Raw genomic sequence first — 24,736 nt, 5'->3', positions numbered from 1 at the left:
CAATATTCTTTCACGGCTGCGAGTTTTGCCTGCACTGTATATTTACCCATGACGCCTCCAAAGGTTGCGTCCAACCTTCGGGGGTCATACCACTCCTGCGTGGGAATGCCTTGCGTGATTCTGCGTGTCACAGATCCGTGCCGCGCCGTTCGGCCAGAACTTAAACCAGGTATTTGTTGAACCACCCCAATGTGCGGTCCCAGGCCAGTTTGGCCGCGGCTTCGTCGTAACGCGGGGTGGAGTCATTGTGGAAGCCGTGGTTGGCACCCGGATAAATGTACGTTTCGTACGTCTTGCCCGCAGCTTTCAAGGCTTTTTCATAGGCCGGCCAGCCTTCGTTGATGCGGGTGTCCAGTTCGCCGTAGTGAATCATGACCGGCGCCTTGATCTTCACCACGTCTTCGGCGTTGGGCTGGCGGCCATAGAACGATACGGCAGCGCCCAGTTCCGGGTACGCCACGGCGGCAGCGTTGGCCACGCCGCCGCCATAACAGAAACCGGTGATGCCGACCTTGCCGGTTCTCGCGTCATGCTTCATCAGCCACTCGATGGCAGCGAAGAAATCGTTCATGAGCTTTTCCGGGTTAACGGTCTGCTGAAGCTCCCGGCCCTTGTCGTCATTGCCAGGATAGCCGCCGACCGAGGACAGGCCATCAGGTGCCAGCGCGATGAAACCGGCTTTGGCCACACGGCGGGCAACGTCTTCGATATAGGGGTTCAAACCGCGGTTTTCATGCACCACGACCACTGCCGGTACTTTGCCGGTGGCTTTTGCCGGTGGCTTTTGCCGGGCGTACCAGATAGCCACGAACCTGACCATGCCCCTTGGGTGAGGGGTAGGACACATACTCGGCAACGATATCCGGATCGGTGAATTCCACCTGTTCGGCCAGCGCGTAGTTGGGGCTGAGGGAAGCGAGCAGCGCGCTGGCGGTCAGGCCGCCGAAGGTGAACAGCGCAGCCCGATCGAGAAACTCGCGTCGATTGATCCGGCCGTGCGCGTAGTAGTCGTAAAGCTCAAGCAATTCAGGGGCAAAGTCTTTTGCAGTGAGACGTTCCATCGGTACGCTTCCTTCTGAATCATTCAGGGCTGCCTGCGTGTTGGCGGGCTGATGGGCGCAGCGCGATCAACACAATGTCCGGTCCCGATAGTATTTCCAGAACACCGGGATCGCTACTGCAAATTGAAGAAAAGCCGTCATCCCTTACCGATCTCGCCAACGAGCCTGATGTGCAGGCCCGTGCCTGCTGCCAGTGGTTCAGGAAAATCAGGCATCTGATTGCACTACTTGCCATCAGTGATGTCCATTTGACTCCTTCGGCACATGCCACGGCGTTTGCGCTGTGCAAACCAACATATTATCGAGCCGCCGTATCAAGCAGCGTCGGTTCAGGCCGACAACACATCATGATCTTCACCCCACGCTCATGGTCATATTCCACCTGCATTTCGAGATAACGTGATGATGACCCTCCCGACGGAAGACCGCACCCAGCTATTCAAGGAGACGGCTATCCAGTTCTGGAAACACATCACTCCGATCTTGTATGTCGCGCTGGGCATTCACTGTGTCTTGCTGATGGTGTTCCTGGGGCTGGGCATGAAGGTCCTGTGGGTAGCGAACATCGTCAGCACGCTGCTCTACATCAACTGCCTTTACCTGATCCGCAGACAGCGCTATCGCCAGGCCGGACAACTGATGTGTCTGGAAATCATCGGCCATGCACTGCTCGCGACATGGGAGTTGGGCTGGGAAAGCAACTTCAGCTTCTACCTGTTCTGCGTGATCCCGATCATTGCCTTTACCTTTCAACTGGTCGCTATCAGACGCATTGCCTATAGCCTGGCGATACTCCTGTCGCTGGTCGGATGCTTCGCCTTTCGCCGGCACATGGGCCAGGAATCAGGCCTTAGCCAGAACGTGCTTGATGCGTTCGGTATCGTCAATGCGCTGGTGGCCACTGTCCTGTCGATTTATGCCACCGCACTCTCGGTACGTTTCACGTCGTCGATGCAACTGAGCCTGTTTCATATTGCCAACCGCGACAGCCTGACCAATCTTTATACGCGCAGGAGAGTCCTGCATCGCATACGCGAGCTGGAGGCAAGGCGTCAGGGGTTCTCGGCTTCACTGATCCTGCTCGACATCGATCATTTCAAACAGATCAATGATCTTCACGGGCATGAGACCGGTGACGCGGTGTTGCAGCGGGTGGCCGAAGTCATCAATTCAAGCGTGCGCAACAGCGATATGGCTGCCCGTTGGGGCGGTGAGGAGTTTTTGGTGCTGATGCCGGACACCGCGCCCGATGATGCGCTGCGGGTGGCGGAGCGCATCTGGCGGCGTATTGCTGAAGAGGCCGGGCAGATCGATGAACGCAGCATTGCGGTCACCGCAACCCTTGCCATGGCAACCCTTGCCGCGGGCGAGACCTTTCAGATAACCCTCAATCGTGCCGACACGTCGCTTTATCTGGGCAAACAACAAGGCCGAAACCGGGTAATGATCGCCGGGTGAGGTGTTCATTCACCCAGTGCTCCATCAGCGTGTAGACTTTCGCGCTTTGAACAGAGGGCGCATTGCGTCGCGCTTCCTCATTGGCTATGTATCGATCAAGGCATGCTTATGGATTTGCGTCAGCTCGAAGCCTTCGCGGCGGTCATGTCGGCAGGCAGTGTCACTGCTGCCGGGAAAATGCTTGGCCGTTCTCAGCCATCGGTTACACGGGCTATTCAGGAGCTTGAGCAGGAATTAGGCTTTGCCTTGTTCGAGCGCAGCGGGCCGAAGGTCACGCCTACCCACAAGGCGTTCATGATGTATGGCGAAGTGGAGAGCGCGCTGCTGGGCGTGCGGAATATCCGCCAACGTGCGCAGCATATTGCCCAGGAAGAAAATCACCAGATCAAGCTGGTGGCGATCTCGGCCCTGGCGGCTGGCTTGCTGCCCACGGCCTTGTCGCGCTTGCCTGAACATCTGCGTCCGCAACAGATCCAGTTGCAGAGCATGTCCCCGGAGAATGTGGTTCAGGCCGTGTTGTCGAAAACCATGGACCTGGGCGCGGTAAGCCTGCCGCTGGAGCATCGCGGCCTGGAAATCCACTGGATCGGCGAAGCGCCTTGCGTGGCGGTATTGCCTGCCGATTCTGCGCTGGCCACCCATGAAGTGCTGTCGATGGAGCTGCTGCGTCAGCAAACGCTGATCACCATGGCCAACCCGTATCGCTTTCGTCGACGCATCGACAAGGCGTTTCAGGACGCGGGCGGTCAGCCGCCGCGCATGCTTGACACCAATACGTCCCTGATCGCCATGCAAATGGCCAGAGTCGGGCTGGGCATTGCGCTGGTCGATCCGTTCACCGCTATCGGCGTGCCGTTGCAAGGTGTAGTGGTCCGGCCGATCGCCTGCAACATCCCGTTTTTCTTCGGTCTGATTTCAGCCTTCGCCAGCCCGTTGTCCGATGTGGCAAGCGCGCTGATCGATGAGATTGCCGACAGCGCAAAAACCCTGTTGCCGGCAATGATCATGCACGAAGCCAGCGCGCACGATGCCCTGTTGCAGAGCATTTATGCCGAGTGAGCGTAAGGTGCAATGCGTGTCGTGACGCTCCACGGCACTGCACGCAGAGCCCGTTAAAATTCCATTCAGGAATATCAATATGCTTTTTTGCGCATTGCGAGAATAAAAAGCGCCTCTTACTATTCGAAATAAGCATTCAAAGGCTTAAAGAATTCATTTAATGCGACATTGGAATGATTCTTGAAGTGTTTGAGTCACCGCTTGGGCTTGTGGCCCGAACATTTTTTCGAGTACCGATCAATGTCAGATGTAAATGCACCCGCTGGTCTGGCGGCCCTGGAAGCTCGTTTGCAGCAGGATCTGGCCTGGCTGGACCTGCCCGCCAGGCCCTGGGTCAAAGCCAGGGTGAGCGCCGGGCAGGCAGTGCTTGATGTGGCGATCATCGGCGGTGGCATGGCCGGTCTTGCTCTGGCCGCAGAACTGCGCAACCTCGGCGTGGCGGCGGTGATTTTCGATCAGTCCCCGGCCGGTTTCGAAGGCCCTTGGGCAACCACCGCGCGAATGGAAACCCTGCGTTCGCCAAAGCAACTGACCGGACCGGCGCTGGGGCTGCCGGCGCTGACGTTCCGCGCCTGGTACGAAGCGCAATTCGGTATCGACGGCTGGGCATTACTGGACAAGATTCCACGCCTGCAATGGGCCGAATACTTGCGTTGGTATCGCAAGGTGCTGGCGCTGGACTTACGCAACGAACACCGGGTGAGCCGGGTCGCACCCAGAGCGGACGGCCTGATCGAACTGGATATCGTGACGCCTGTGCAAACGCAATTCCTGCTGGCCCGGCATGTGGTGCTCGCCACGGGCCGTGACGGTCTGGGCGGCCCCTGGGTGCCGGATTTTGCCCGGCAGTTGCCGGAGCATTCGTGGACGCATTCGGCGGCGGGCCTGCAGGATGGCTGGTTCACCGGCAAACGTGTGGCAGTCATTGGCGGTGGCGCATCGGCCATGGACAGCGCCGCCACTGCGCTTGAAGCGGGCGCAACGCGGGTTGACCTGCTCATCCGGCGCGCCGAGCTGCCTCGCATCAACAAAGGCAAGGGGGTCGGTAACCCGGGCATGGTTCACGGTTATTGGCGCCTGCCGGATATCTGGAAATGGCGCATTCGCCACTACCTGAACACTAAGCAAGTGCCACCGCCACGCGGCAGTACGCTCAGAGTTTCTGGTTCGGGCAAAGCCCGCTTCATGCTCGACAGCCCGGTGCTTTCAGTCGAACAGAACCCGGCTGGCGGCGTGTGGCTGAACACGCCCAAAGCGCGTATCGAGGCCGATTTTGTGGTGTTTGCCACCGGGTTTCGTACCGACTTCCGGCAGCGCCCTGAATTTGCCCCGTTTTCGTCGCAGATTCGCGTCTGGCAGGATCGTTTCGAAGCGCCGCAAGGCGAAACCGACAGCGAACTGGCGGTGCTGCCGGATTTGGGCAATTGTTTCGAGTTTCAGGAAAAGACCCCCGGCGCCTGTCCGGGGCTGAACCATATCCATTGCTTCAGTTACCCGGCAGCGCTGAGCTATGGCGCGGTGTCCGGGGATATTCCTGCCATCAGCGAAGGCTCCAAGCGTCTGGCCCATGCCTTGGTCGGGCAGCTGTTCAATGAGGACATCGCGCTGCATTTCGACACCATGCTCGATTACGCCGAACCGGAGCTGCTGGGCGATGAGTGGGTGGCCAGCCAGCCGACCGCCGAAGAGCTGCGCCAATGATCGGCTGGGCGTTGCGCAGGCTCACTCAGTCGTTGCTGGTCATTCTGTTGATGACCGTGGTGGTGTTCGTCGGCCTCAACGCCATCGGTAATCCGATGGATATTCTGGTTGGTGAAGACCTCAATCAGGCCGAACGTCTGCAGGCCATCGCTCATCTGGGGCTGGATCAGCCGCTGTGGCAGCAGTACCTGATTTTTCTCAAAGGCGCGGTTCACGGCAATCTTGGGCAAAGTTTTGTGTACCACGAAGATGCAATGCGCCTGATTCTGCAGCGCTTGCCCGCGACCTTTGAGCTGGCGTTCAGCGCCTTGTTTCTGGCCGTAGTCATCGGTGTGCCGTTGGGCATGTTCGCTGGTATGTACCCCGAGCACCCGCTTTCCCGGCTGATGATGGCGGCCAGCATCGTCGGTTTTTCGCTGCCGGCGTTCTGGGTGGCATTGATGATGATCATGCTGTTCTCGATCACGCTGGGCTGGCTGCCGGCCAGCGGTCGGGGCGAAACCCGTGAATGGCTGGGTGTGCAATGGTCATGGCTGACGCTGGACGGTTTGCAACATCTGCTACTGCCTGCGCTGAACCTGGCGCTGTTCAAGATTTCGCTGGTGCTGCGCCTGACCCGTGCCGGAGTGCGTGAGGTGCTGCCTCAGGAATTCGTCAAATTCGCCCGGGCCAAGGGCCTTTCGCCGATGCGTGTGATGTGCATGCACGTCATGCGCAACACCATGATCCCGGTGGTGACGGTGCTGGCCATGGAACTGGGTTCGACTATCGCCTACGCCGTGGTAACCGAGAGCATTTTTGCCTGGCCCGGTGCCGGCAAGCTGATCCTCGACAGCATCAACATGCTTGATCGCCCGGTGGTGGTCGCTTACCTGATGGTGGTCGTGGTGATTTTCGTGGTGCTCAACCTGATCGTGGATGGCCTGTATTACCTGCTGGACCCACGCGTACGCATCGAGGCCTCCCGATGAATGTCATTGAAAAAGCCCCGATCGGCAGCACGCTGTTGCAGGCTCAATCGCCATGGCGGCGGGTGCTGACCGAGTTCTTCAGCTCACCGACTGCGGTGACAGGCCTGATGGTCCTTTTGGTCATTGTGCTGGTGGCTGTCCTGGCACCCTGGATCGTGGTGCAGAACCCCTACGACCTGATGCAGCTCAACGTGATGGATGCGCGAATGCCGCCAGGCAGCCTCAATATGGACAGCGGCTATACCTATTGGCTGGGCACCGACGGACAGGGTCGCGATCTGGTCTCGGCGATTATCTATGGCCTGCGCATCAGCCTGTGGGTCGGCATTGGCTCGGCGCTGATTGCGGCAGTGATCGGCACGTTGTTGGGGCTTGTATCTGCGTATGTCGGCGGCTGGGTCGATGCCTTGCTGATGCGTCTGGTCGACTTGCTGCTGTCATTCCCGGTCATTCTCATGGCGCTGATGATTCTCGCCTGGCTGGGCAAGGGCGTCGGCAACGTGATGCTTACCCTGATAGTGCTTGAATGGGCCTATCACGCCCGTACAGCGCGTGGTCAGGCGCTAACCGAAAGCCGTCGCGAATACGTCGATGCAGCGCGCGGGCAGGGCGTTGGTCCGCTGCGCATTGTGATCGGCCACATTCTGCCCAACTGCCTGCCGCCGCTGATCGTGATCGGCGCGCTGCAAATCGCCCGCGCCATTACCCTGGAAGCGACCCTGTCGTTTCTCGGTCTGGGTGTGCCGGTGACCGAGCCTTCACTGGGGCTGCTGATTGCCAACGGCTTTCAGTACATGCTCAGTAATGAATACTGGATCAGCCTGTTTCCGGGGCTGGCACTGTTGATCACCATTGTGGCGATCAATCTGGTCGGTGACCGTCTGCGTGATGTTCTCAACCCGAGGTTGCAGCGATGAGCCAGCCTGAGGTGTCAGCACAGCCAACCCTTGATGTGCGTGGCCTATGCACTTCGTTCCATACCCGCGCAGGCGTGCTGCCAGCGGTGCGTGATGTGTCCTTGAGCGTGCAGCCGGGGCGTATTCTCGGCCTGGTTGGTGAGTCGGGTTCGGGCAAATCGGTCACCGGGTTTTCGATTCTCGGCCTTGTCGATGAGCCAGGGCGCATCAGTGGCGGGCAGGTGCTGTTCAAGGGGCGTGATCTGACCAAACTGTCTGCCTCGCAACTGCGCGGCATTCAGGGCAACCGGGTGGCGATGATTTTTCAGGACCCGATGATGACCCTCAACCCGGTGCTGCGGGTCGACACGCAAATGATCGAAGCGGTGCGCGCGCATAGCCCGCTCGGCAGGCGAGAGGCCCGTGAGCATGCCAGTCGTACTCTGGCGCTGATGGGCATCGCCAGCCCTGAAGAACGCCTGCGCGCCTACCCGCATCAACTGTCTGGCGGCATGCGCCAGCGAGTGGCGATTGCCATCGCGCTGCTGCACGCCCCGGACCTGATCATTGCCGATGAGCCAACCACTGCGCTGGACGTCACCATTCAGGCGCAAATTCTCAGTGAGGTGCAGAAGTTGGTACGTGAGCAGGGCACCTCACTGATCTGGATCACCCATGATCTTTCCGTGATTGCCGGGCTGGCTGATGACGTGGCAGTGATGTACGCCGGACGCATTGTCGAACAAGGCCCGGTCGCCGAGGTGCTGGATCGCCCGCAACATCCTTATACACAGGGGCTGATCGACAGCCTGCCAAGTCGCAACAAGCGTGGCCAGCGCCTGCGTCAGATACCCGGCATGGCGCCGGACCTTCTGTCTATGCCTGCCGGCTGCGCCTTTGCGGCGCGCTGCTCCAGAGCGTCGCAGATATGTGTACAGAGCGACCCCGAACCCCACGAGGCGGGACCGCGCCAGACGGTTCGCTGCTTTCATCCGGGAGCTGCCGATGCCCAGTGATCTGATTCCCCTTATCGAGCTGCACCAGGTCAGCAAGACCTTCGGCAAACCGGTGGCCGAACACTCTCTTCAAGGACTGCTGCAGCGACTGCACCTGACCCGTCCGAAACCGGTGAGCCATGCTGTGGATCGAGTCGATCTGCGGATCATGCCTGGCGAAGTGGTCGGGCTGGTGGGCGAGTCGGGCTGTGGCAAATCGACCCTTGGGCGCATGGTCGCGGGGCTGCTGCCGGTCTCGTCAGGTGTCGCATCGGTGGACGGCAAGCCGCTCGACAGCCTGACCACGCAGGAGCGCAAGGCGCTGCGCCTGAAAGTACAGATGATTTTTCAGGACCCGTCGTCAAGCCTCAACCCGCGCCTGAGGGTCGACCGTATCGTCGGGGAGGGCGCGCTGCTGCATGGCCTGACCGACCGCAAAGGGGCTGATGATTACGTCAGTGCCCAGTTGCAACGTGCCGGGCTCAGCCCGCAGTTGCGCCAGCGTTATCCTCATCAATTCAGTGGCGGTCAGCGTCAGCGCATCGGCATTGCCCGTGCACTGGCGGTGCAGCCGGAACTGTTGGTATGCGACGAGTCGGTAGCAGCGCTGGACGTGTCGATTCAGGCCCAGATCCTCAATCTGTTCATGGACCTGCGCGACGAACTGGGGCTGACCTATCTGTTTATCAGCCATGACCTGGGCGTGGTCGAGCACCTGTGCGACCGCGTGGTCGTGATGTATCTGGGCCGTGTGGTCGAGACGGCATCGGTCGATGACCTGTTTGCGCGTGCCAATCACCCGTATACCCAGGCCCTGCTGGCGCAGATCCCGCGCTTTGCTATCCGCAGTACCTGTTATGACGCGATCCAAGGGGAAATCCCCAGCCCGCTGAACCCGCCAACCGGGTGTCATTTCCACCCTCGCTGTCCGCACGCCATGGCGCGCTGCCGCGAGGAAGTTCCAGCGCTGAGGGAGGTTTCGCCGAACCACCAGAGCGCGTGCCATTTGAATGATCAACGCTGAACGAGCGCCTGAAGCTCGTCACCCTCTGCCATTGCGTACAAGGAATCACCCATGAAACCACTCGTTCGTTCGTTGTTAGCGTCGGCCCTCGTTCTGGCCGCTGGCAGTGTCTCGGCGCAGGACTTGCGTATCGGTTATGCCGACCCGGTATCGTCGCTCGATCCCCAGCTCAACAACTATGCCGGCGACCGTTCGGTGGCGCTGCATGCCTTTGAATCGCTGGTCAGCCGCCGCGATGACAAGACCCTGCCGGGCCTCGCCAAAAACTGGAAGGTCGTGGACGACACCACCTGGGAATTTGCCCTGCGCGCTGACGTGAAATGGCAGGACGGCACGCCGCTGACCGCCGACGATCTGGTCTTCTCCTTCGAGCGCGCCCGCAGCGTACCCGGCAGTGTCGCGTCTTATGCAGGTGCCATGCGCACCGTTGAATCGGTCAAGGCCAAGGATGAGCACACGCTGATCATCAAGACTCGTCTGCCCAATGCCAACCTGCTGCCGGACGTCGATTCGATCTACATTGTCAGCCGCCATGCAGGTGCGACCGCCAGCAGCGCCGATTACAACTCGGGCAAGGCCATGATCGGCACCGGCCCTTACCGGTTTGTCTCATTCGTGCCGGGTGATCGCACGATCTTTGCCCGTAACGACAGCTACTGGGGCGCGAAACCAACCTGGGACAAGGTTGATTTTCGCTTCATCGCCAACGCCGCCAACCGTACTGCGGCCTTGCTGGCGGGTGATGTGGACGTGATCGACAAGGTGTCGCCCACCGATGTGGAGCGCCTGCGCAAAACGCCGAGTGTCAATGTCTTCGCCTATCAGGGCTTGCGTGCGCTGATCATTCAACCGAGCTTCCGTGCCGGGCCGAATGAGTTCATTCGTGACAACGCAGGCAAGCCGCTGGCCGAAAACCCGCTGCTGGATGTGCGGGTGCGCAAGGCGCTGTCCCTGGCGATCAACCGCCCGGCCATCAATGAACGCATCATGCAAGGCACCGTCACCGAGGCCAATCAATGGATGCCGGCCAATACGCTCGGTTACAACCCGCAGATCAAGAACATTCCCTATGACGTCAAACAGGCCAAGGATCTACTGGCGCAGGCAGGCTTTCCCGAAGGCTTCCAACTGACTGTGCATGTGCCAGGCGACCGTTATCCGCAGGCACCGGAGGTCATGCAGGCGGTGGCGCAATTCTGGACGCGGATCGGCGTCAAGGTCCAGCTGGAGGTATTGCCGTGGGCTGTGTATGCGGGCAAGGCCAACAAGAATGAACTGGCGATCAGTGTGATTGCCTGGGGCAACGGGACTGGCGAAGCGGCATATGCTCTGACCAACATTCTGACCACGGTCGACAGCAGCAAGGGGCAGGGCGCGTCCAACTGGGGGCATTACAGCAATCCGCTGGTGGACAAGGCACTGGCTGATTCGACCGCCGAATTCGACGAGGCCAAACGGCGCAAGATTCTTCAGGACTCGGTTCAGGTGTTCAGCGACGACGTCGGCATCATCCCGCTGTTCCACTACCAGAACATCTGGGCGGTGCGCAAAGGCCTGAAGGTCGAGCCGCTGGTCAGTGACCGCACGGCGGCAACCATGGTTACCGAACAGCCTTGATCTCCTTTCATTCCCGCGCCGCTTCTTGAAGCGGCTGCGCGCATGCAACCACAGCATTGCAGGACCTGTCATGACATCGACCACTGAACATTCAACGCCTCCGGACACTCTGGATAGCCTGTTGGGCATCGCGCCAGGCAGCCCGTTGCACGCAATTCGGCATGCGCGGGACAAGGTCGCAGTGGCGACCCAGGGTAGTCAGGATTTGTTTTTTGCTCCGACGCTGGAGCACAACCTGTCGTTGAACGAGCGTCTCTGGGTTGCCTATTACGCGACCCTGCTGAGTCTGCAACCGACCCTCAGCGAGCATTATCTTTCGCAATTGCAGGCGACTGGCGCGCAGGCAAGCGTACTGGCCGATGTGAGCGCCAGCCGAATCGACATTCTTGAGGACCCGCGCCTGGCTGCGATCCTGCGCTTTACCCGCACCCTGATCGAATCTCCGGTACACGGTGATCAAAGCGCCTTGCAGGCATTGCAACATCAGGGCCTGAGCACCGCTGAAATCGTAGTGCTGGCACAACTGATCGCATTCCTGTCCTATCAAGTGCGTCTGGCCCCAGGGCTGGATGCGTTAAAGTCTGCCGGAGCAGCCTGATGAGCGAACTGATTGAAATTGAAGGTTTCACCAATCAAGTACTGGGCTGGAAAGCCTGGCTGCCAACCGTGGACCTGAACAGCGCAAGCGCCGGGCAGGTTGCGGTGCTTGAAGAAAGCCACCCGCAGGCCAAGACCTCGGATTACTACCTGACCCTGGCACATCACCCTGACATCCTTCGTCAGCGCTCACAGGCGTTCAACGCGATCATGTACGCACCGGGTGGCCTGTCGCGCGCCGAGCGGGAGCTGGCGAGCACTGTCGTGTCGCGGATCAACCGCTGCGTCTATTGCGCGTCAGTGCACGCGCAACGCTTCGAACAACTGGCCAAGCGCAATGATGTTATCGCCCAGGTATTTGCCGACCCCCATACGGCAGGTACGACCGCGAGTGAAAAAGCCATCGTGCAGTTCGCCATCGACCTGACGCTCGAGCCGGCCTCGCTCAACGCCGGGCATATCAATGCACTGCGCGAGCAAGGGCTGGACGATGCACAGGTGCTGGACCTGATTCACGCCATCTCGATATTCGCGTGGGCCAATCGGCTGATGCTCAATCTGGGAGAACCAGTGTTTCCCGAGGTTTAAAGACTGCGGTGTTCTCAATCGCTGCCGCGCTTCAGTAATGGCCGGGGCGAAGTCTGGCCCGGTCGTTGCAGGTTCGCTGTACTAGTGGATAAGCGACCTGGTCACGATTGAGGTAATGGAATGCTGATAGCGCACATTTCTGACACGCATGTACGACCCAGAGGGCTGCTCTATCAAGGCGTTGTCGATTCGAATGCAATGCTGGCGGCTGCCGTCGACACGATAAACGCCCTGGATCCGCCGCCTGATCTGATCCTGTTCAGCGGTGATCTGGTGGACGAGGGGCGACCCGAGGAGTACGCAATGGCCCGAGAGCTGCTGCAGCCGCTGCGCCAGAGGCTTTTGATGATACCGGGCAACCATGATCATCGGCAGAACCTGCGTAGTGCCTTCCCGGAGCACGATTACTTCATCAATGAGGAAAACTGCAGCTTCGTCGACTCGGGTTCCGCGCCGATGCGCATCATCGGGCTGGATATCAGCGTGCCCGACCAGCACCACGGCGACATGACCGATACCGCCACCCAATGGCTGGATCGTACACTGGCGCTGGAGCCTGACAAACCGACGTTGATCATGATGCATCAGCCGCCGTTTTCAAGTGGCATTCACTGCATCGACGCCTATCGCTGTGAAAGGGGCGAGCGGCTGGCCGGGGTGGTCTCCAGATACCCGGCTGTCGAGCGAATCGTCTGCGGTCATATTCATCGTTTCATGCAGCTGCGCTTTGGCGGCACGCTGATGTGCACGGCCCCGAGCACGACGACGGCCATTGCCTTGCAACTGCGCCCGGATGCTGCCGACGCTTCCTATGTCGAGCCTCCCGCGCTGTTGCTGCACCACTGGAAGGCCGACACCGGTCTTATTACCCACTGGGTGCCGATAGGCCGTTTCGAGGGGCCTTTTGACTTCGCTTGAACCGACATATGAGCCTGGCAGCCATGCGCTGTCAGGCCACTTGTTCCTTGGCCAGATTGACCAGAATGATGCCCGCGATGATCAGGCCGATACCGCTCACGGCCATTAACGTGGGCACCTGTTGATAGCGAAACGCGGCAATGACAGTGATCAGCGTAATGCCCAATCCTGACCACATGGAGGTGATCAGGGACATGGGCAAGTCCCGTTGTGCATACCCCAGGCAGACGATTCCGAGCCCGTAGCCCGCGATAGAGGCAATAACCGGGACCCAACGGGTAAACCCGTTACTTTCTTTCAGTGCGATGGTCGCCACTGTTTCAGCGACAATTCCTGCAAGCAGGAACAAATAGGCTTTTATGAGCATGGCGGCAGATCGCTTTTCAGGCATTCAGGAAGGGAGAGAAATGATGCGGTCGGCGTAAAACCCGTTGAACGGGGTGCGCAGGGACACCGAGTAAGCGCCGGTCGATTGGAATTCCAGCCAGTCGCTTTCCCTGATATCGCTGGCGAGCGAGTAGGGGAAGGCCAGGCGATCCATGCTGTCGCAGGTGGGGCCGAAGATATTGAACGTGTTTTCCGCAGCACCGGTGTAAGGGGTGCCGTCTCGCCACACGCGTGCGGGAAATTGCAGCCACTGCTGGGCTGAGAGCAAACCGCCAAAAATACCGGCACCACAAAAAACGCTCTGTTCACGTCTTGAAAGCACCCGTGCAAATAGCGACATGCCGCCGTAGACCAGGCCACGACCCGCTTCGCAGATCAGGTTCAGGTCCTTCAGTGTCGGGCTGGTCTGGATATGGTCGCAGACTCTGCCAACCAGGTCTGGCGTGTTACCCATGGAGTTCAGGTAATTACCCGGAAACCCGCCACCGATATCCAGGTGCCTGACGTGCTCGGCGGTGTCGCGCACAATGGCATCGGCGTCATTGAGGGCCGCGAGCCACGGGCCGTCTTCAATGGCTTGCGAACCGACATGGAATGACAGCCCGAGTGACCAGTCGGTGCTGGACGCCACTTGGTGCACCAGTTGCGTCGCTAACACCGGACTTGCCCCGAATTTTCCTCTGAGATCATAAACCGCCGTCGACTCGGAGGGTGCGTAGCGCACGAACAGGCTGATCGTGCTGTCGCGTTCGGGCAACACGTCCCGCAACTTCGAGAGTTCCTCCTCACTGTCGAGCACAAATGAACGCACGCCATACCGATAGTAAGCCTCGTGCAGGCAATGGCGGGACTTCACTGGGTTCATCAGGTATTGAACTGCATTGGGCAGCGTGTTGTGTACCGTCTGCACCTCTGCAAGCGACGCCACGTCAAAATGATTGATACCACCCTGGCTCAAGGCTTCAAGTACTTGCTCAAGTGGATTGGCCTTCATTGCATACAGCACGGTACCTGGAAAACAGCCACTGAATTGCTGCGCATTCCGGGTGATCCAGCGCGGGTCAACGGTATAGAAGGTGTCGTTGGTGTCGTTGGTGTCGTCGGCTAATTGTGCAAGAAGTGTGTCCACGTTGAACTTCCCTGGCTTCGAAGTGTGAGCAGAGCTTGAGCAAGCTTCGTGCCACTGCTTTATCAGACGGCTGAACAAACTTAACGGCAGTGATCTAATAAACATGTATACAAGACGATAAGCCAAAACAGTGCGATTTCGACGCTATCGAGTCGGCGTGGTGCAGTTGCTTACGTGCCCTGAAATAATAAACATGGATAGCACTTTGCTACTTCTAAAAGTGGCTTATACATAATTCGATACATGTATTAAAGTTGTCATATTTAGAAAGCTTGCGTAAAAAAGTCAGTTAATTTAAAGGCTTGCCGATCTTTCAGTCACGCTTCAGGCCGGCGTTGGCGATTATCTGGCACCTTGCCAATACACGATGATCAATAACGGTGGCACTCCACTTGCTGGGTACAACATCGTGAAGTAATGGGGCTTGTTCCATTGCGTCAGCGCTCGCGTTAACGACGACAAAGTAATTCATGGTCATGGATCAGGCAGGGGGTTGCTCGGCAAGCCGAATAGCAGCCCCAATGAAGTCACCGTTATCGAGTGGAAGGTGTACATGGATTTTCGTGCTTTTTATTCAGGCAACGCCCTGCAGTTTCTGGCCTCGCGCCAACTTGCTTTTTCTGAACTGGAAGAGGTTGTAAAACGCCAGTATGCCGATGCACAACTGGCGCTGATCAGCAGCTCTCCCGTACATGGCATCGCTAATGCGGCCAGTGATATAGACCTGATATGTGTGACCGATGATCGGCAGTCCGATCAATCGATGGCCTCGCAGATTTACCACAATGAACACCATATGGAAGTGGTGGCATTTGCCCGCGAAGAAGTTCACAACGCGTTCTCCCAACTGGCGACGAACGCACACAAAACCATCGCACAGAAACTCGTTGCGTTCAAGCAGTGGGACAAACAGCAGGCGGTATCGCGAAAGTACCTGGAGCGCCTGGTCTGCGCGGTGTCGACCGATCAGTCGCTTCCTTATCTGGACAGTCAGAAGGACTTGAGTTCGATCTGGTCGGTGGCAGCGTTCGACGACTTCCGCCAGAGCGCCTGCTTTTCAGTGCTGGCCTGGCGCAGTGGCGAATACCGCGCGGCCGCCGCCTATGCCTGCAACGCCGCACTGCTTCTGATGAACGCGACGCTGGCCAGCCACGGCTGGGTCAACTCCAATCGCAAGTGGACACTCCTGCGATGGGACCGCGCGCTCAACCGGCACGGCATGCTGAATGACGACGTCCTTGCCCGTGCCATCGGGCAGCTGTGGCAACGCGCCTATCCTGCCTGCCTGCCTGCCTGCCTGCCTGCCTGCCGCAATGGATTGCAGGGGGCAGGCCTCATGCAATTGTGTGAATTGACCCAGCTCGCCGAGCAAACCTTTGCCTGCGAAGCGGACTATGCCGCGTTAAAACCAGGTATCGAGCGTTCCGCCGCCAGTGCGTTTTTGCCGGGGGTCGACTTTGTGCTCACCGACGATCAACAGGCGACGCTATTGGCACGTCTGGATGTGCCAGAGCTGTCCAGCACCCGCCCGATCGATCTTGCCGAGCAATCACCTGAGGCTGCCGCCTGTCTTCTGCGCGCTGCGCGTGCCGGACTCGTCAGCTTCTCACTCAAGGATCACAACCCGATGCAGGGAGCACACGCATGACTGCAATTTCAGCACAGGCAGCCGGTCGCCAGTGGTTTCCCCGGCTGAGTGGCGGCTATGTATACCCGGCAGGGCCTTACGCGCAAAAGCTGATATCGGTGGCCTGGTTGCTGATGACCGAGCTTGAAGCCTATCTGGAGGACCTCGAAGGCGCGGCGAACGAGCCTCAAGTGGTGGATGCGCTGAGAATCAAGCTGGCTGAATTGATGGTCGACATTGACTGCCGACTCGCCGGTGCCGACACCCCGAACGAGTTGCACCAGTTCGCCTTGTTCAGTGAATACGGGCTCACAGACGTGGTTGCTCACTCCGGGCCAGTCGCCGTCGAATGGCTGGGCGTCCCCACGGATACCGATGCCGACCGCGGTGATGAGGCGAGCCGGTTGATCGAGCTGTTCAAGGAAGTTCTGCAGGCCTTTCCCGGAAAGCTGTTCAACCCGTTGCTGCCGGGTACTCAGGGCCAGGTCCTGCGGACCCTGCGTGACTGGGACCGCTCCTGCCGCCTGGCAGGACGCGATGCTGCCTTTCTGGCTCCTTTGATGAGGTCTCTATGAACAGTCATGTCATGACCGCGCCTGCAGTGCCGGTGCGCAAATCATCGTTTGTCGAGCGTTACGGGGCGGTATTCGGCCGAGAGCAAGGCCTGATGCTGCGAATGGCAGGGCTTACCGCAGCCGAGCACTCGGCCCAGGGTTCGTGGATAACCGATGACACCGGCCGGCGCTGGCTGGACTTTGGTTCGTTCGGCCTGCACTTGCTGGGCCATCGGCACCCCGCGGTGGTTGCTGCTCTGACGCGGCAAGTGACGTCGCTGGGCCTTTCCAGTCGGATATTGGCCAACGAACCCAGCCTCAGCGCAGCCGAGCGCCTGGTGGCCTGTGTCGGTCGGCCGGGCAATGGCGTGCTGTACGGCAACAGCGGTTCGGAGGTCATCGAAGCGGCGCTCAAACTGGTGCGCATGCAGACCGGCAAGCGGCGAATCATCGCGTTGACTCATGCTTATCACGGGCGCACGAGTGGTGCGCTGGCGGTCAGCTATGGCTACAGGGGGCACGCCTCGATGATGCATGCCGAAGATGTGGTGTTCATCGATGCCGGTGATCTGGACGCTGCACGCAAGACACTGGCAGAAGGCGATATTGCAGCGGTCATCGCCGAGCCTGTTCAGGGAGAGGGCGGAATCAGGCCGGTGGACCTGAGCTTTCTGGGAGAACTTGCCGGGCTATGCCGCGAGCATGACGCGTTCATGATTCATGACGAGATTCAGTCAGGTCTGGGGCGCAGTGGTTCGTTGGTTTGCGGCGCGCCAGCCGACATCATCGTGTTCGGCAAAACCCTGGGCGGTGGCGTGTTCCCGGTTGCCGCCGCCATTTACGACAGCAGTCGGTTCGGCGCGCCCGCGCGTGATCCTGTCGTGCATGCCTCGTCCTATGCGGGCAGCGCCCTGGCCGGGGCAGTGGTCAACGCGGTGCTCGACGTGGTTAGCGATCCCGCATTCTGCGAATGCGTCAATGAGCTTGGGCAAGTGGCCATGGAAATCCTGCGCAAACGTCTGCAGGACTGCCCGGCAGTGGCTGAAGTACGCGGTAGTGGCCTGATGATCGGTGTGGAGTTCACCTCCAGCAACTATGTGGCGCAGACCCTGATCGAGGCCGCACACCGCAACGTGCTGCTGGCTTTCTGCCTGAGCACAACCCGGGTACTGCGGGTTTATCCCGACGCGACCATCACCCGGGACGACCTCGAACAGGGCATCAACAGTTTCTGTGATGCCGTCGATGCGGCCTATCGTTCCATCCAATGACGGAGATTTCCTATGCCTGATGTATCAACCAGTGTGCTTCTTGGTGACTTCGAGCCTGGCGAAGTGTGGCCGATCCTCTCGGACTTCGCCCGCTATCCCGACTTCATGAGTGATGTGCTGGAGGTGATCGTTCACCCCCGGCAGAGTGAATATGTCTCCAGTACGTGGCGCGTGCTGATCAATGGCAGCGAGCTGACCTGGACCGAGCAGGACTGGCTCTTGACCAACGAGCGCATCGAGTTCAAGCAGACCGATGGCGACCTTGAGGTCTGGTACGGCGAGTGGCTGCTGATACAACGCGCCGATGGCTTGCATGTGGACCTGAATGTCACCTTCGACCTTGGCATCCCGTCGCTGGCCGAGGTTTTGCACCCCATAGGCGAGCGCGCGATTCGCGCCAATAACATCCAGATGCTCGACGGTATACGCAATCAATTGCTCGCTCGCCGTCATCAGCGGGTTGCGGCAGGGGGCTGTTGATATGCGTTCGACACTGATCATTACCGGTGCCAGCGGCGCACTGGGCTCCTGGTTCGTGCGCGACTGGCTCAGTCAGCATCCGGAGTCGCATGTCATAGCCTTGTGTCGTTCCGGGCAAGCTGCCAGTCGCTGCCTGCAAGACTTGCCAGTGGACAGTCGCTCGCGACTGGAGTGCCGGATCGCCGACCTTACCGACGCCGCTTCCCTGAATGCGCTGGTGGACGCCATGCCAGCCATCGAGTGCGCCACGGCGGTCCACCTCGCTGCCGATGTGGCCTGGGACAAGACGTTCGAAGAGATGCATGAGCTGAATGTCGAAGGTGCGCAGCTGTTCTGCGGTTTTGTCCAGAAACTGGTGCGCAAGCCTCACTTCATCTATGTGTCCACGGCTTTCACGCAGTGTGAAGGCTGGACCTATCGCAACGGTTATGAGGAAAGCAAGGCCGCTGCGGAGCGGGGTTTACGTGAAACCTTCGGCAGGCAAATGCCGATTTCCGTGTTCAGTTGCAGTCTGGTCATCGGCGCTACGAGCGACGGCGCAATCAGCCGTTTTCATGGGCTGTATCCGTTGATCCGCTTCATCAATACCTTTTCACCGCCGTTTCTGGTCGGCAACCGCCAGGGGCTGTTTGACCTGGTGCCTATCGACTGGGTGGTCGACGAATTGATCCACCTGGTCAGTCATTGCGTGGCAGGTGGCGACGCGCGCGAGGTCGTGGCGTCGGCAGGAGATGCGCGGCTGCCTTATGAGCAGGTGATCCGCATCATCGAGTCGCGTGTCGACCGGGCGCGCCAGGCAGCAGGCGTTGCGCCGCTTACCCCGGCACCGATACTGCGCAGTCGGCAATGGGCGTTCCTCAAGCGCTCGCTGGTTGCATGGCGGCCGGAGGGTATTTCAACCAGAGATTTCCGCTATTTCGAGCGCTTGTTACAGATCTACGGCGTGTACGCCGAAAGCGATCTGGTCAGGCCCCCGTTGAATGTCCGGCACCCGGCACCCAGCGCAGAAATATTTTTACCCAGAGCGGTGGATTACTGGCTGGCTCATGCGCCCGATGCGCGGCTCAGCCTCGACAGGCTTGTCGCGAAATCAGCGGCAATGCACGGTTAGCAGGCCCTTTCAACGATTGAACGGGAGATGAAAGATGGAAGACACAATCGAACTCGACACGATGGACAGTGGCGCTTACGACCGACGCTCCGAGCGCGCTACGCTGGCACGTGACAACCTGTCACTGACCTCGGATCTCAAGCAACTCAGCAACTGGCGGCAGGCATTGCAGATAGGCGTGCAGTGGGCGGTGATTGTCGCTGCTATTACCTTGGCCGAGATCAGCGACTCGACGCTGGTTTGTCTGATCGCCGTAGTAGTCATTGCGACGCGACAGCACGCGTTGCTGGTGCTCATGCACGACGCGGCGCATTTGCTGATCAGCCGTGACAAGCGGCGCAACGACCTGATCTCCAACGTCTTTCTGACGTTCCCTCTGACATTGAGCACGTCACGTTATCGGGCTCACCATATTGCCCATCACAAGCACCTTAATACGCCGACCGACCCGGACTACGCCGATGCGTTCGCACCGCCAAGTTCGGGGTTGTTCTGGCAGGCCTTGCTGCGCGACATCAGCGGGTTGTCGACCCTGCAATCGTTACGCACGATGGACAGTTTCAGCGTGATCGGGCTTTTCACCAGCCCTTCGCCCGCGACCCGCACCGAGCGCTATCAGGCTTTGGCTTTTTATGCCTGTGCAGTGCTGCTCATCAGCGCTTTCAGTGCCTGGCCGGGCGTGCTGTTGTACTGGCTGGCACCGCTGGTGTTCTTTCTTCCGCCGATTCTGCGCATTCGCAGTCTGTCGGAGCATGCCGGGCTCTCGACCCAGAGCGTGAAGCGCGATGCACGCAGCGTCAGTCCGGGCTGGCTGGAACGAGGATTGTTTGCACCGTGCAATATCAACAGGCACTGGGAGCACCACCTTTTTCAAGAGGTCCCCAGCTATCACCTGGGCACCTTGTCCCGACGCCTTGCTCAGCGCCTGCCAGGCTCGGCCGCCGCCTGCAACACCGAAGGTTATCTCTGGGGCGCGCGCAGCATGCGAGCCGAATTGTACGGTGCGAACGGACAGGCACGTGCCGTGGCGTCTCTGGATCAGGAGGCTTGAACCCATGATGCTGACCGGTTCTGAAATAGTGAAAATGCGCGAGGTCGGCAGTGTCGTCATCGAGCCTTTCGACCCCATTCATGTCGAGGTCAATTCCTACGGCTGTCACCTGGCGGATCTGCTTCTGGAGTACCGCAGCGACCGCATCGATCCTCACGGGGAGCTGGAGGTGGTCGAGCATCATATTCCACCCGAAGGCTTTGTGTTGTACCCCAACCGCTTTTACCTGGGCGCCACGGCCGAGCAGATCGGCGGTATCGATTTTGCCAGTGAGCTTTACGCCAACGTTTCCACCGCCTCCTGTGGCGTTTTCATTCAGACCAGTGCGCCGCTCGGCCACACCGGCGCGGCCATCAGCTGGACCCTGGAGATCGTCGTTACCCAGCCGGTGCGGGTCTATGCCGGCACCAAAGTGGCCAAGGTCTGCTTCTGGGCAAACTTCGGCCTGACCACCTGTTATGCGGGACGCTACTTGGGCTCCAAGAGCACCGTGCCCTCGAAAATCATTCTGGATTGACCATGATACTGACCGGTAGTGAAATCGAAAATCGTGTGCGTTCGGGTGAAATCGTCATCAGTCCGTTTTCCCATGAGAACGTCAATCCCAACAGTTACAACTTCCGCCTGCATGACCAGATGAAGGTCTACGAAGACGATGTGATCGATGTGCGCACCGAGGCGTCCACCCGAACCATCGAAATCGGCCCGGAAGGCTATGAATTGCAGCCGATGAAGCTGTACCTGGCTTCAACCATAGAAACCATGGGCAGCACCCATTTCGTACCCACTTATGCGGCGCGTTCCTCGATTGCAAGACTGGGGATGTTCATCAACCTGTCGGCCCCACTGGGCGACATTGGTTTCGTCGGACGTTGGACCTTGCAGTTATATGCGTTGAACCGCATCCGTGTTTACCCCGGCATGAACATCGGTCAGATGATGTTCTGGAACGTCAAAGGCGATATCGAGCTGTATTCCGGGAAGTACCAGGGCGCGACCGAAGCCTTTGCGTCACGCATATTCATGGATTTCGAAAAGACGCCACGCCCACAGCCACTGGTGGTGCCCAATCTTGCGCCGTTTCCGGTTCTGGCAGCCCAGGAGGACGTTGATGCAGTCCCGGATGCACTGGCCAGTGGGCCCGCTCGGAGAGCCACTGACCTTCCACTGATAGCAGGAGGCCGTCGTGTCCAGTAAATACTCAACCCTGCAACAGCTTGCCGATACATTGCCGGTGCCGCCCCTGAGCGCACTGGACGATGCAGACTACCGCGTGCTCTGGCACGACTTCGAAGACCGCAAGCAGGCTATTGAAGACACGTTGAAAACCGTGCGCATCACCGCAGGTGCCTTCCTTGACGAACACATGGACAGAATCGCCCGACTGGCCGAGTTTGAATGGAGTGAGGCTGCTGACAGCCATCTCCAGGCGCTGCTTGAGCAAGCGAGCTTTGATGCCGGCAGCGAACTTGCCGTACGTTCTTCGGCGAATATCGAAGATGGTAATCAGCACAGTTTTGCCGGGATTTTCAGCACACACCTTTCGGTGCAGGGTTTGCCAGCGCTCAAGACGGCGGTGCTCGATGTATGGCGCTCCGGAGTTTCCCGCCAGGCCATTCTGGAACGCTTGCGAGCTTCGATGCTGGAAACGCCGGTAGAGATGACGGTGATCGTGCAGCGCATGGTCAAGGCCCGCTTCGCAGGCGTAGCCTTCAGCCATGATCCGTTGAGCGGGGAGGCAGTAACGCTGATTGAAACCGTCGCATCGCTGGGCGAAGCGATGGTCTCCGGGGTAGATAAGGGCATGTCGGCGCGGGTCAGCGACCAGCAATTGCTGGGTTGTGACCCCGCGCTGGAGCCTCACAAGGCGTTGCTGCTGGAGGTGGCGACACTGGCTGCCAATGCATCTGCGGCGCTGGGGCTGCCCGCCGATATCGAGTGGGCGGCGGATGACCAGAAACTCTGGCTGCTCCAGGCAAGGCCCGTCACCAGCCTGCGCGAAGCACGCAGCCTGGAGCCGGTCCTTGAATGGGCCGAACTGTATATCGCCAGTGATGATGCGCTGATGGATTTCCGGCCATTGCCTGCCTTTGCGCAGTATTTTCGAAGCAAGCGCCGCCCGCTGGCGTTGTTCGCGCAAACCCACGGCGTTTCTGCGGGCCAGGCGCTGTTGGTCAAGGCAAACCGTCAGGGACTGGTCGAGCCAGCAATGAGCCAGGTGCTTTTGGATCGACTCAATACCGATCAGGTCGTGCTGGACTTCTCCGATCAGGTACGCCAGCAGATCCTCGAGCGCGGCGCATTGCTTGAACGACTGCTTGAGCTCAGTGATGAGCGTGTTGTGTGTTTTGTGGCCCGCGAGTTTCTGAAAGGTGAAACAGGGCTTATCACTCAGGCGTGCGATGACGGCTCCACGACCTGCGAATGGTCATCGGAAGGCTTGCTGGCGATCAATCGCGGCATCGCCGGAACGCAACGCGCCCGGCTGGTAGCGCACGATCCGACTGGCCCGGCAGATGCCCTGCAATTGCACAGCATTACTCACGCCGCCGGCGAACTGTTGGGCTCGGTGCAACTGGAGTGGGTGAGAGCGGGCCAGCAGCTGCACCTGATTGATTTCTCGCCGTTGTCGACGTTCGTGCAGGTAGAGGACTCAACGGAGATCCGCCTGATTTCTCCAGGTTATGCCGACGGGCCGGTGGTTGTAGTGACTGCCGGGCGGCAACTGGAAGAACTGAGTATCTCGGCCACCGTGTCGATCAACTCGATCCCCACGTCCAGCTCTCTGGGGGCTGAACTGGAGGAGCTTGAGCGGCAACTGCGTGCTCATGACGGACAAGCCATTGTCGTCTCGCCACGCCCTTATGCTGCACTGGCGGCGTTGCTGCCGTTCGCGCGCGGGTTTGTCTTCGAGCAGGCGTCCATGCTTTGTCATCTTTCGATCCTGTTGCGTGAACACGGCATACCTGCCGTGGAGTCCGAGGCGCTGTATCAACAGGGTCTTGCCGGACAACGGATCACTTTCAGTCAGAGCCAGAAGGCGCTGCCTCACGCTGTCAACGAAGTACGGGAGCTACAATGACTACGGATATTTCACTGCTGTTCTTCGATCCGCACACCCTCAACGGCAGCCTTGATTCTGCGCTGGTTGCAATTGTCGACACAGAGGCTGCGCTGGCCCGTCACTCGGACAACGGTCTGTTCATTCCCAGTGGTACGTTGCATGCGCAGTGGCTTTCCAACGCTCATCACACCCATGTGCCGATGCCGATGAAGGACTTCGACTTTCAAGTCTTCAATGCCGGGCAGCGCAAGCGTACGCAAGACAGTCGCTCACGCATGCATGTGCTGGACCCGACGCTTCACCGTCGGCCGTCCGATCAGGCGCTGATGGCCACTCTGGCGGTGACGCATCACCTCGGTAAATGCAGCGTTTATCACTATATCCATGAAGGCGAAGCCGGTGCCTTGTTCCTGCACCTGATGGATGTCGAACCGGTAGAACGTGCTTCCTGGAGGGTTTGGCAACGTTTGGCCAGATCCGCCGCTGCGCGTGTGGCCGCTTCGCAACCGATGCTCAGCGATGACTGCTGGTACGTGCGCTGGCGCCCGGAAATGGAGCTGGAACGTAAATTCACCTCGTTTCAGATACCTGACATGTGGCAGTTGTCCACCGCGATGCACAAAGCGTTCGGAGAGGGCGCTTTCAAAGACCTGGTGCTGGAAATCGACCGTGACTTTCAAACCTACGACTATGAATCGCACATTTTCGAAGTGACGGGTGACCCGCTCGAAACCGGTTACATCTCGTTCATTCCTCAGGCCGATGGGCTGATGGCGGTCAAACGCAAATGGTTTCTCGAAAACGCCGAATTGCGCCGCGAGGACTTCAACACCGATCAGCCGGTAGCGTTTGCCGACATCGAAAGTCACGCCCGCTCGATGACCTCGGCAAATCTGTGTCGGCTCAAGCCGTTCAGGCGCACCCGGATCGACATCAATTTCGAATCGCTGAGGACCGGCAATGGTTTTGGCGCGTATTTCGATGTCTGCCGCATGGTTGACGGCAGCGCAGAGTTCGCCCAGGTCGAGGTCGAGTATTGCCGCAGCAGAACGTTGAAGAAGACTTTGAAACCGTATCCAACGTGATGCGTGATTTTCTGGCGGAGCGAACCCTGCCGTTTCAGCAGGATCTCTATTCGAAACTCGACTTTGCCCGTGAGGCGAGTCGGCTCTGAATT

At 59.2% G+C, this 24,736-nt stretch carries 23 protein-coding genes and 1 pseudogene; 21 read left to right on the top strand and 3 right to left on the bottom strand.

Features of this window, described 5'->3' with window-relative positions:
- Nucleotides 1-160: 160 nt before the first annotated feature.
- Nucleotides 161-1,061 (bottom strand): annotated as a pseudogene (gene yghX, locus AO277_RS07295) (YghX family hydrolase).
- Nucleotides 1,062-1,463: 402 nt separating this feature from the next.
- Between yghX and AO277_RS07290 the strand changes: the two are divergent.
- The 11 genes from AO277_RS07290 (at nt 1,464) to AO277_RS07240 (ending at nt 12,885) form a co-directional block, all read left to right on the top strand.
- On the top strand, nt 1,464-2,519 hold the full coding sequence (locus AO277_RS07290; protein WP_044317982.1) for a GGDEF domain-containing protein: 1,056 nt from the start codon (nt 1,464-1,466) through the stop codon (nt 2,517-2,519).
- A gap of 108 nt (nt 2,520-2,627) precedes the next feature.
- The gene (locus AO277_RS07285) at nt 2,628-3,578 is read left to right on the top strand and encodes a LysR family transcriptional regulator (protein ID WP_002553730.1); all 951 of its coding nucleotides are present in this window, start codon (nt 2,628-2,630) and stop codon (nt 3,576-3,578) included.
- Between the two features lie 240 nt (nt 3,579-3,818).
- Nucleotides 3,819-5,279: an NAD(P)-binding domain-containing protein gene (locus AO277_RS07280; protein ID WP_044317981.1), complete on the top strand. Its 1,461-nt coding sequence runs from the start codon at nt 3,819-3,821 to the stop codon at nt 5,277-5,279.
- Nucleotides 5,276-6,250, top strand: coding sequence for an ABC transporter permease (locus AO277_RS07275; protein WP_002553733.1), 975 nt, complete (start codon nt 5,276-5,278; stop codon nt 6,248-6,250). Before AO277_RS07280 ends, AO277_RS07275 begins: the two co-directional genes overlap by 4 nt.
- The gene (locus AO277_RS07270; protein WP_044317980.1) at nt 6,247-7,167 is read left to right on the top strand and encodes an ABC transporter permease; all 921 of its coding nucleotides are present in this window, start codon (nt 6,247-6,249) and stop codon (nt 7,165-7,167) included. The genes AO277_RS07275 and AO277_RS07270 overlap by 4 nt, the downstream gene beginning before the upstream one ends.
- Nucleotides 7,164-8,162 carry an ABC transporter ATP-binding protein gene (locus AO277_RS07265; protein ID WP_002553736.1) on the top strand — a complete coding sequence of 333 codons (999 nt, stop codon included), beginning with the start codon at nt 7,164-7,166 and terminating at the stop codon, nt 8,160-8,162. The genes AO277_RS07270 and AO277_RS07265 overlap by 4 nt, the downstream gene beginning before the upstream one ends.
- Nucleotides 8,152-9,165, top strand: a complete 1,014-nt coding sequence (locus AO277_RS07260; protein WP_044317979.1) for an ABC transporter ATP-binding protein — start codon at nt 8,152-8,154, stop codon at nt 9,163-9,165. The genes AO277_RS07265 and AO277_RS07260 overlap by 11 nt, the downstream gene beginning before the upstream one ends.
- Before the next feature lie 51 nt (nt 9,166-9,216).
- The gene (locus tag AO277_RS07255) at nt 9,217-10,782 is read left to right on the top strand and encodes an ABC transporter substrate-binding protein (protein WP_044317978.1); all 1,566 of its coding nucleotides are present in this window, start codon (nt 9,217-9,219) and stop codon (nt 10,780-10,782) included.
- A 70-nt stretch (nt 10,783-10,852) separates the two neighbouring features.
- Nucleotides 10,853-11,380, top strand: coding sequence for a CMD domain-containing protein (locus tag AO277_RS07250; protein WP_044317977.1), 528 nt, complete (start codon nt 10,853-10,855; stop codon nt 11,378-11,380).
- Nucleotides 11,380-11,967, top strand: coding sequence for a peroxidase-related enzyme (locus tag AO277_RS07245; RefSeq protein WP_044317976.1), 588 nt, complete (start codon nt 11,380-11,382; stop codon nt 11,965-11,967). The genes AO277_RS07250 and AO277_RS07245 overlap by 1 nt, the downstream gene beginning before the upstream one ends.
- Before the next feature lie 120 nt (nt 11,968-12,087).
- Entirely contained in the window at nt 12,088-12,885 is a 798-nt protein-coding gene (locus AO277_RS07240; protein ID WP_005732073.1) for a phosphodiesterase, read from the top strand.
- A 31-nt stretch (nt 12,886-12,916) separates the two neighbouring features.
- On the opposite strand, the gene AO277_RS07235 is transcribed toward AO277_RS07240, so the two are convergent.
- Together AO277_RS07235 and AO277_RS07230 are read right to left on the bottom strand one after the other, a co-directional pair.
- The gene (locus AO277_RS07235; protein ID WP_004662130.1) at nt 12,917-13,252 is read right to left on the bottom strand and encodes a DMT family transporter; all 336 of its coding nucleotides are present in this window, start codon (nt 13,250-13,252) and stop codon (nt 12,917-12,919) included.
- A gap of 24 nt (nt 13,253-13,276) precedes the next feature.
- Nucleotides 13,277-14,401, bottom strand: a complete 1,125-nt coding sequence (locus tag AO277_RS07230) for a type III PLP-dependent enzyme domain-containing protein (protein ID WP_044317975.1) — start codon at nt 14,399-14,401, stop codon at nt 13,277-13,279.
- Nucleotides 14,402-14,954: 553 nt separating this feature from the next.
- Here AO277_RS07230 and AO277_RS07220 point away from each other — a divergent pair.
- Genes AO277_RS07220 through AO277_RS07175 form a run of 10 tightly spaced genes read left to right on the top strand, consistent with a single transcriptional unit; the run spans nt 14,955 to nt 24,644 of the window.
- Nucleotides 14,955-16,049 (top strand): DUF6001 family protein, encoded by a 1,095-nt coding sequence (locus AO277_RS07220; protein ID WP_044317984.1) that lies wholly within the window; start codon nt 14,955-14,957, stop codon nt 16,047-16,049.
- On the top strand, nt 16,046-16,603 hold the full coding sequence (locus tag AO277_RS07215) for a DUF6031 family protein (RefSeq protein WP_044317974.1): 558 nt from the start codon (nt 16,046-16,048) through the stop codon (nt 16,601-16,603). Before AO277_RS07220 ends, AO277_RS07215 begins: the two co-directional genes overlap by 4 nt.
- Nucleotides 16,600-17,853, top strand: coding sequence for an aspartate aminotransferase family protein (locus AO277_RS07210; RefSeq protein WP_044317973.1), 1,254 nt, complete (start codon nt 16,600-16,602; stop codon nt 17,851-17,853). Before AO277_RS07215 ends, AO277_RS07210 begins: the two co-directional genes overlap by 4 nt.
- Before the next feature lie 12 nt (nt 17,854-17,865).
- Nucleotides 17,866-18,333 (top strand): type II toxin-antitoxin system RatA family toxin, encoded by a 468-nt coding sequence (locus AO277_RS07205; protein WP_016981296.1) that lies wholly within the window; start codon nt 17,866-17,868, stop codon nt 18,331-18,333.
- A gap of 1 nt (nt 18,334) precedes the next feature.
- Nucleotides 18,335-19,444 (top strand): SDR family oxidoreductase, encoded by a 1,110-nt coding sequence (locus AO277_RS07200; RefSeq protein ID WP_044317972.1) that lies wholly within the window; start codon nt 18,335-18,337, stop codon nt 19,442-19,444.
- 34 nt (nt 19,445-19,478) lie between these two features.
- Entirely contained in the window at nt 19,479-20,495 is a 1,017-nt protein-coding gene (locus tag AO277_RS07195) for a fatty acid desaturase family protein (RefSeq protein WP_044317971.1), read from the top strand.
- A 4-nt stretch (nt 20,496-20,499) separates the two neighbouring features.
- A complete protein-coding gene (locus AO277_RS07190; RefSeq protein WP_004667600.1) occupies nt 20,500-21,012 on the top strand; it encodes a dCTP deaminase in 513 nt (170 codons plus the stop codon).
- A 2-nt stretch (nt 21,013-21,014) separates the two neighbouring features.
- Complete coding sequence (gene dcd / locus AO277_RS07185) at nt 21,015-21,692, top strand: dCTP deaminase (protein ID WP_005732083.1); 678 nt, start codon at nt 21,015-21,017, stop codon at nt 21,690-21,692.
- A complete protein-coding gene (locus tag AO277_RS07180; protein ID WP_044317970.1) occupies nt 21,682-23,577 on the top strand; it encodes a PEP/pyruvate-binding domain-containing protein in 1,896 nt (631 codons plus the stop codon). Before dcd ends, AO277_RS07180 begins: the two co-directional genes overlap by 11 nt.
- Nucleotides 23,574-24,644: a hypothetical protein gene (locus AO277_RS07175; protein WP_257214195.1), complete on the top strand. Its 1,071-nt coding sequence runs from the start codon at nt 23,574-23,576 to the stop codon at nt 24,642-24,644. Before AO277_RS07180 ends, AO277_RS07175 begins: the two co-directional genes overlap by 4 nt.
- Nucleotides 24,645-24,736 lie beyond the last annotated feature (92 nt).

The sequence above is a fragment of the Pseudomonas amygdali genome (genome assembly GCF_002699855.1).
Classification (GTDB): domain Bacteria; phylum Pseudomonadota; class Gammaproteobacteria; order Pseudomonadales; family Pseudomonadaceae; genus Aquipseudomonas; species Aquipseudomonas amygdali.
This window is presented reverse-complemented; position numbering and strand designations above follow the sequence as displayed.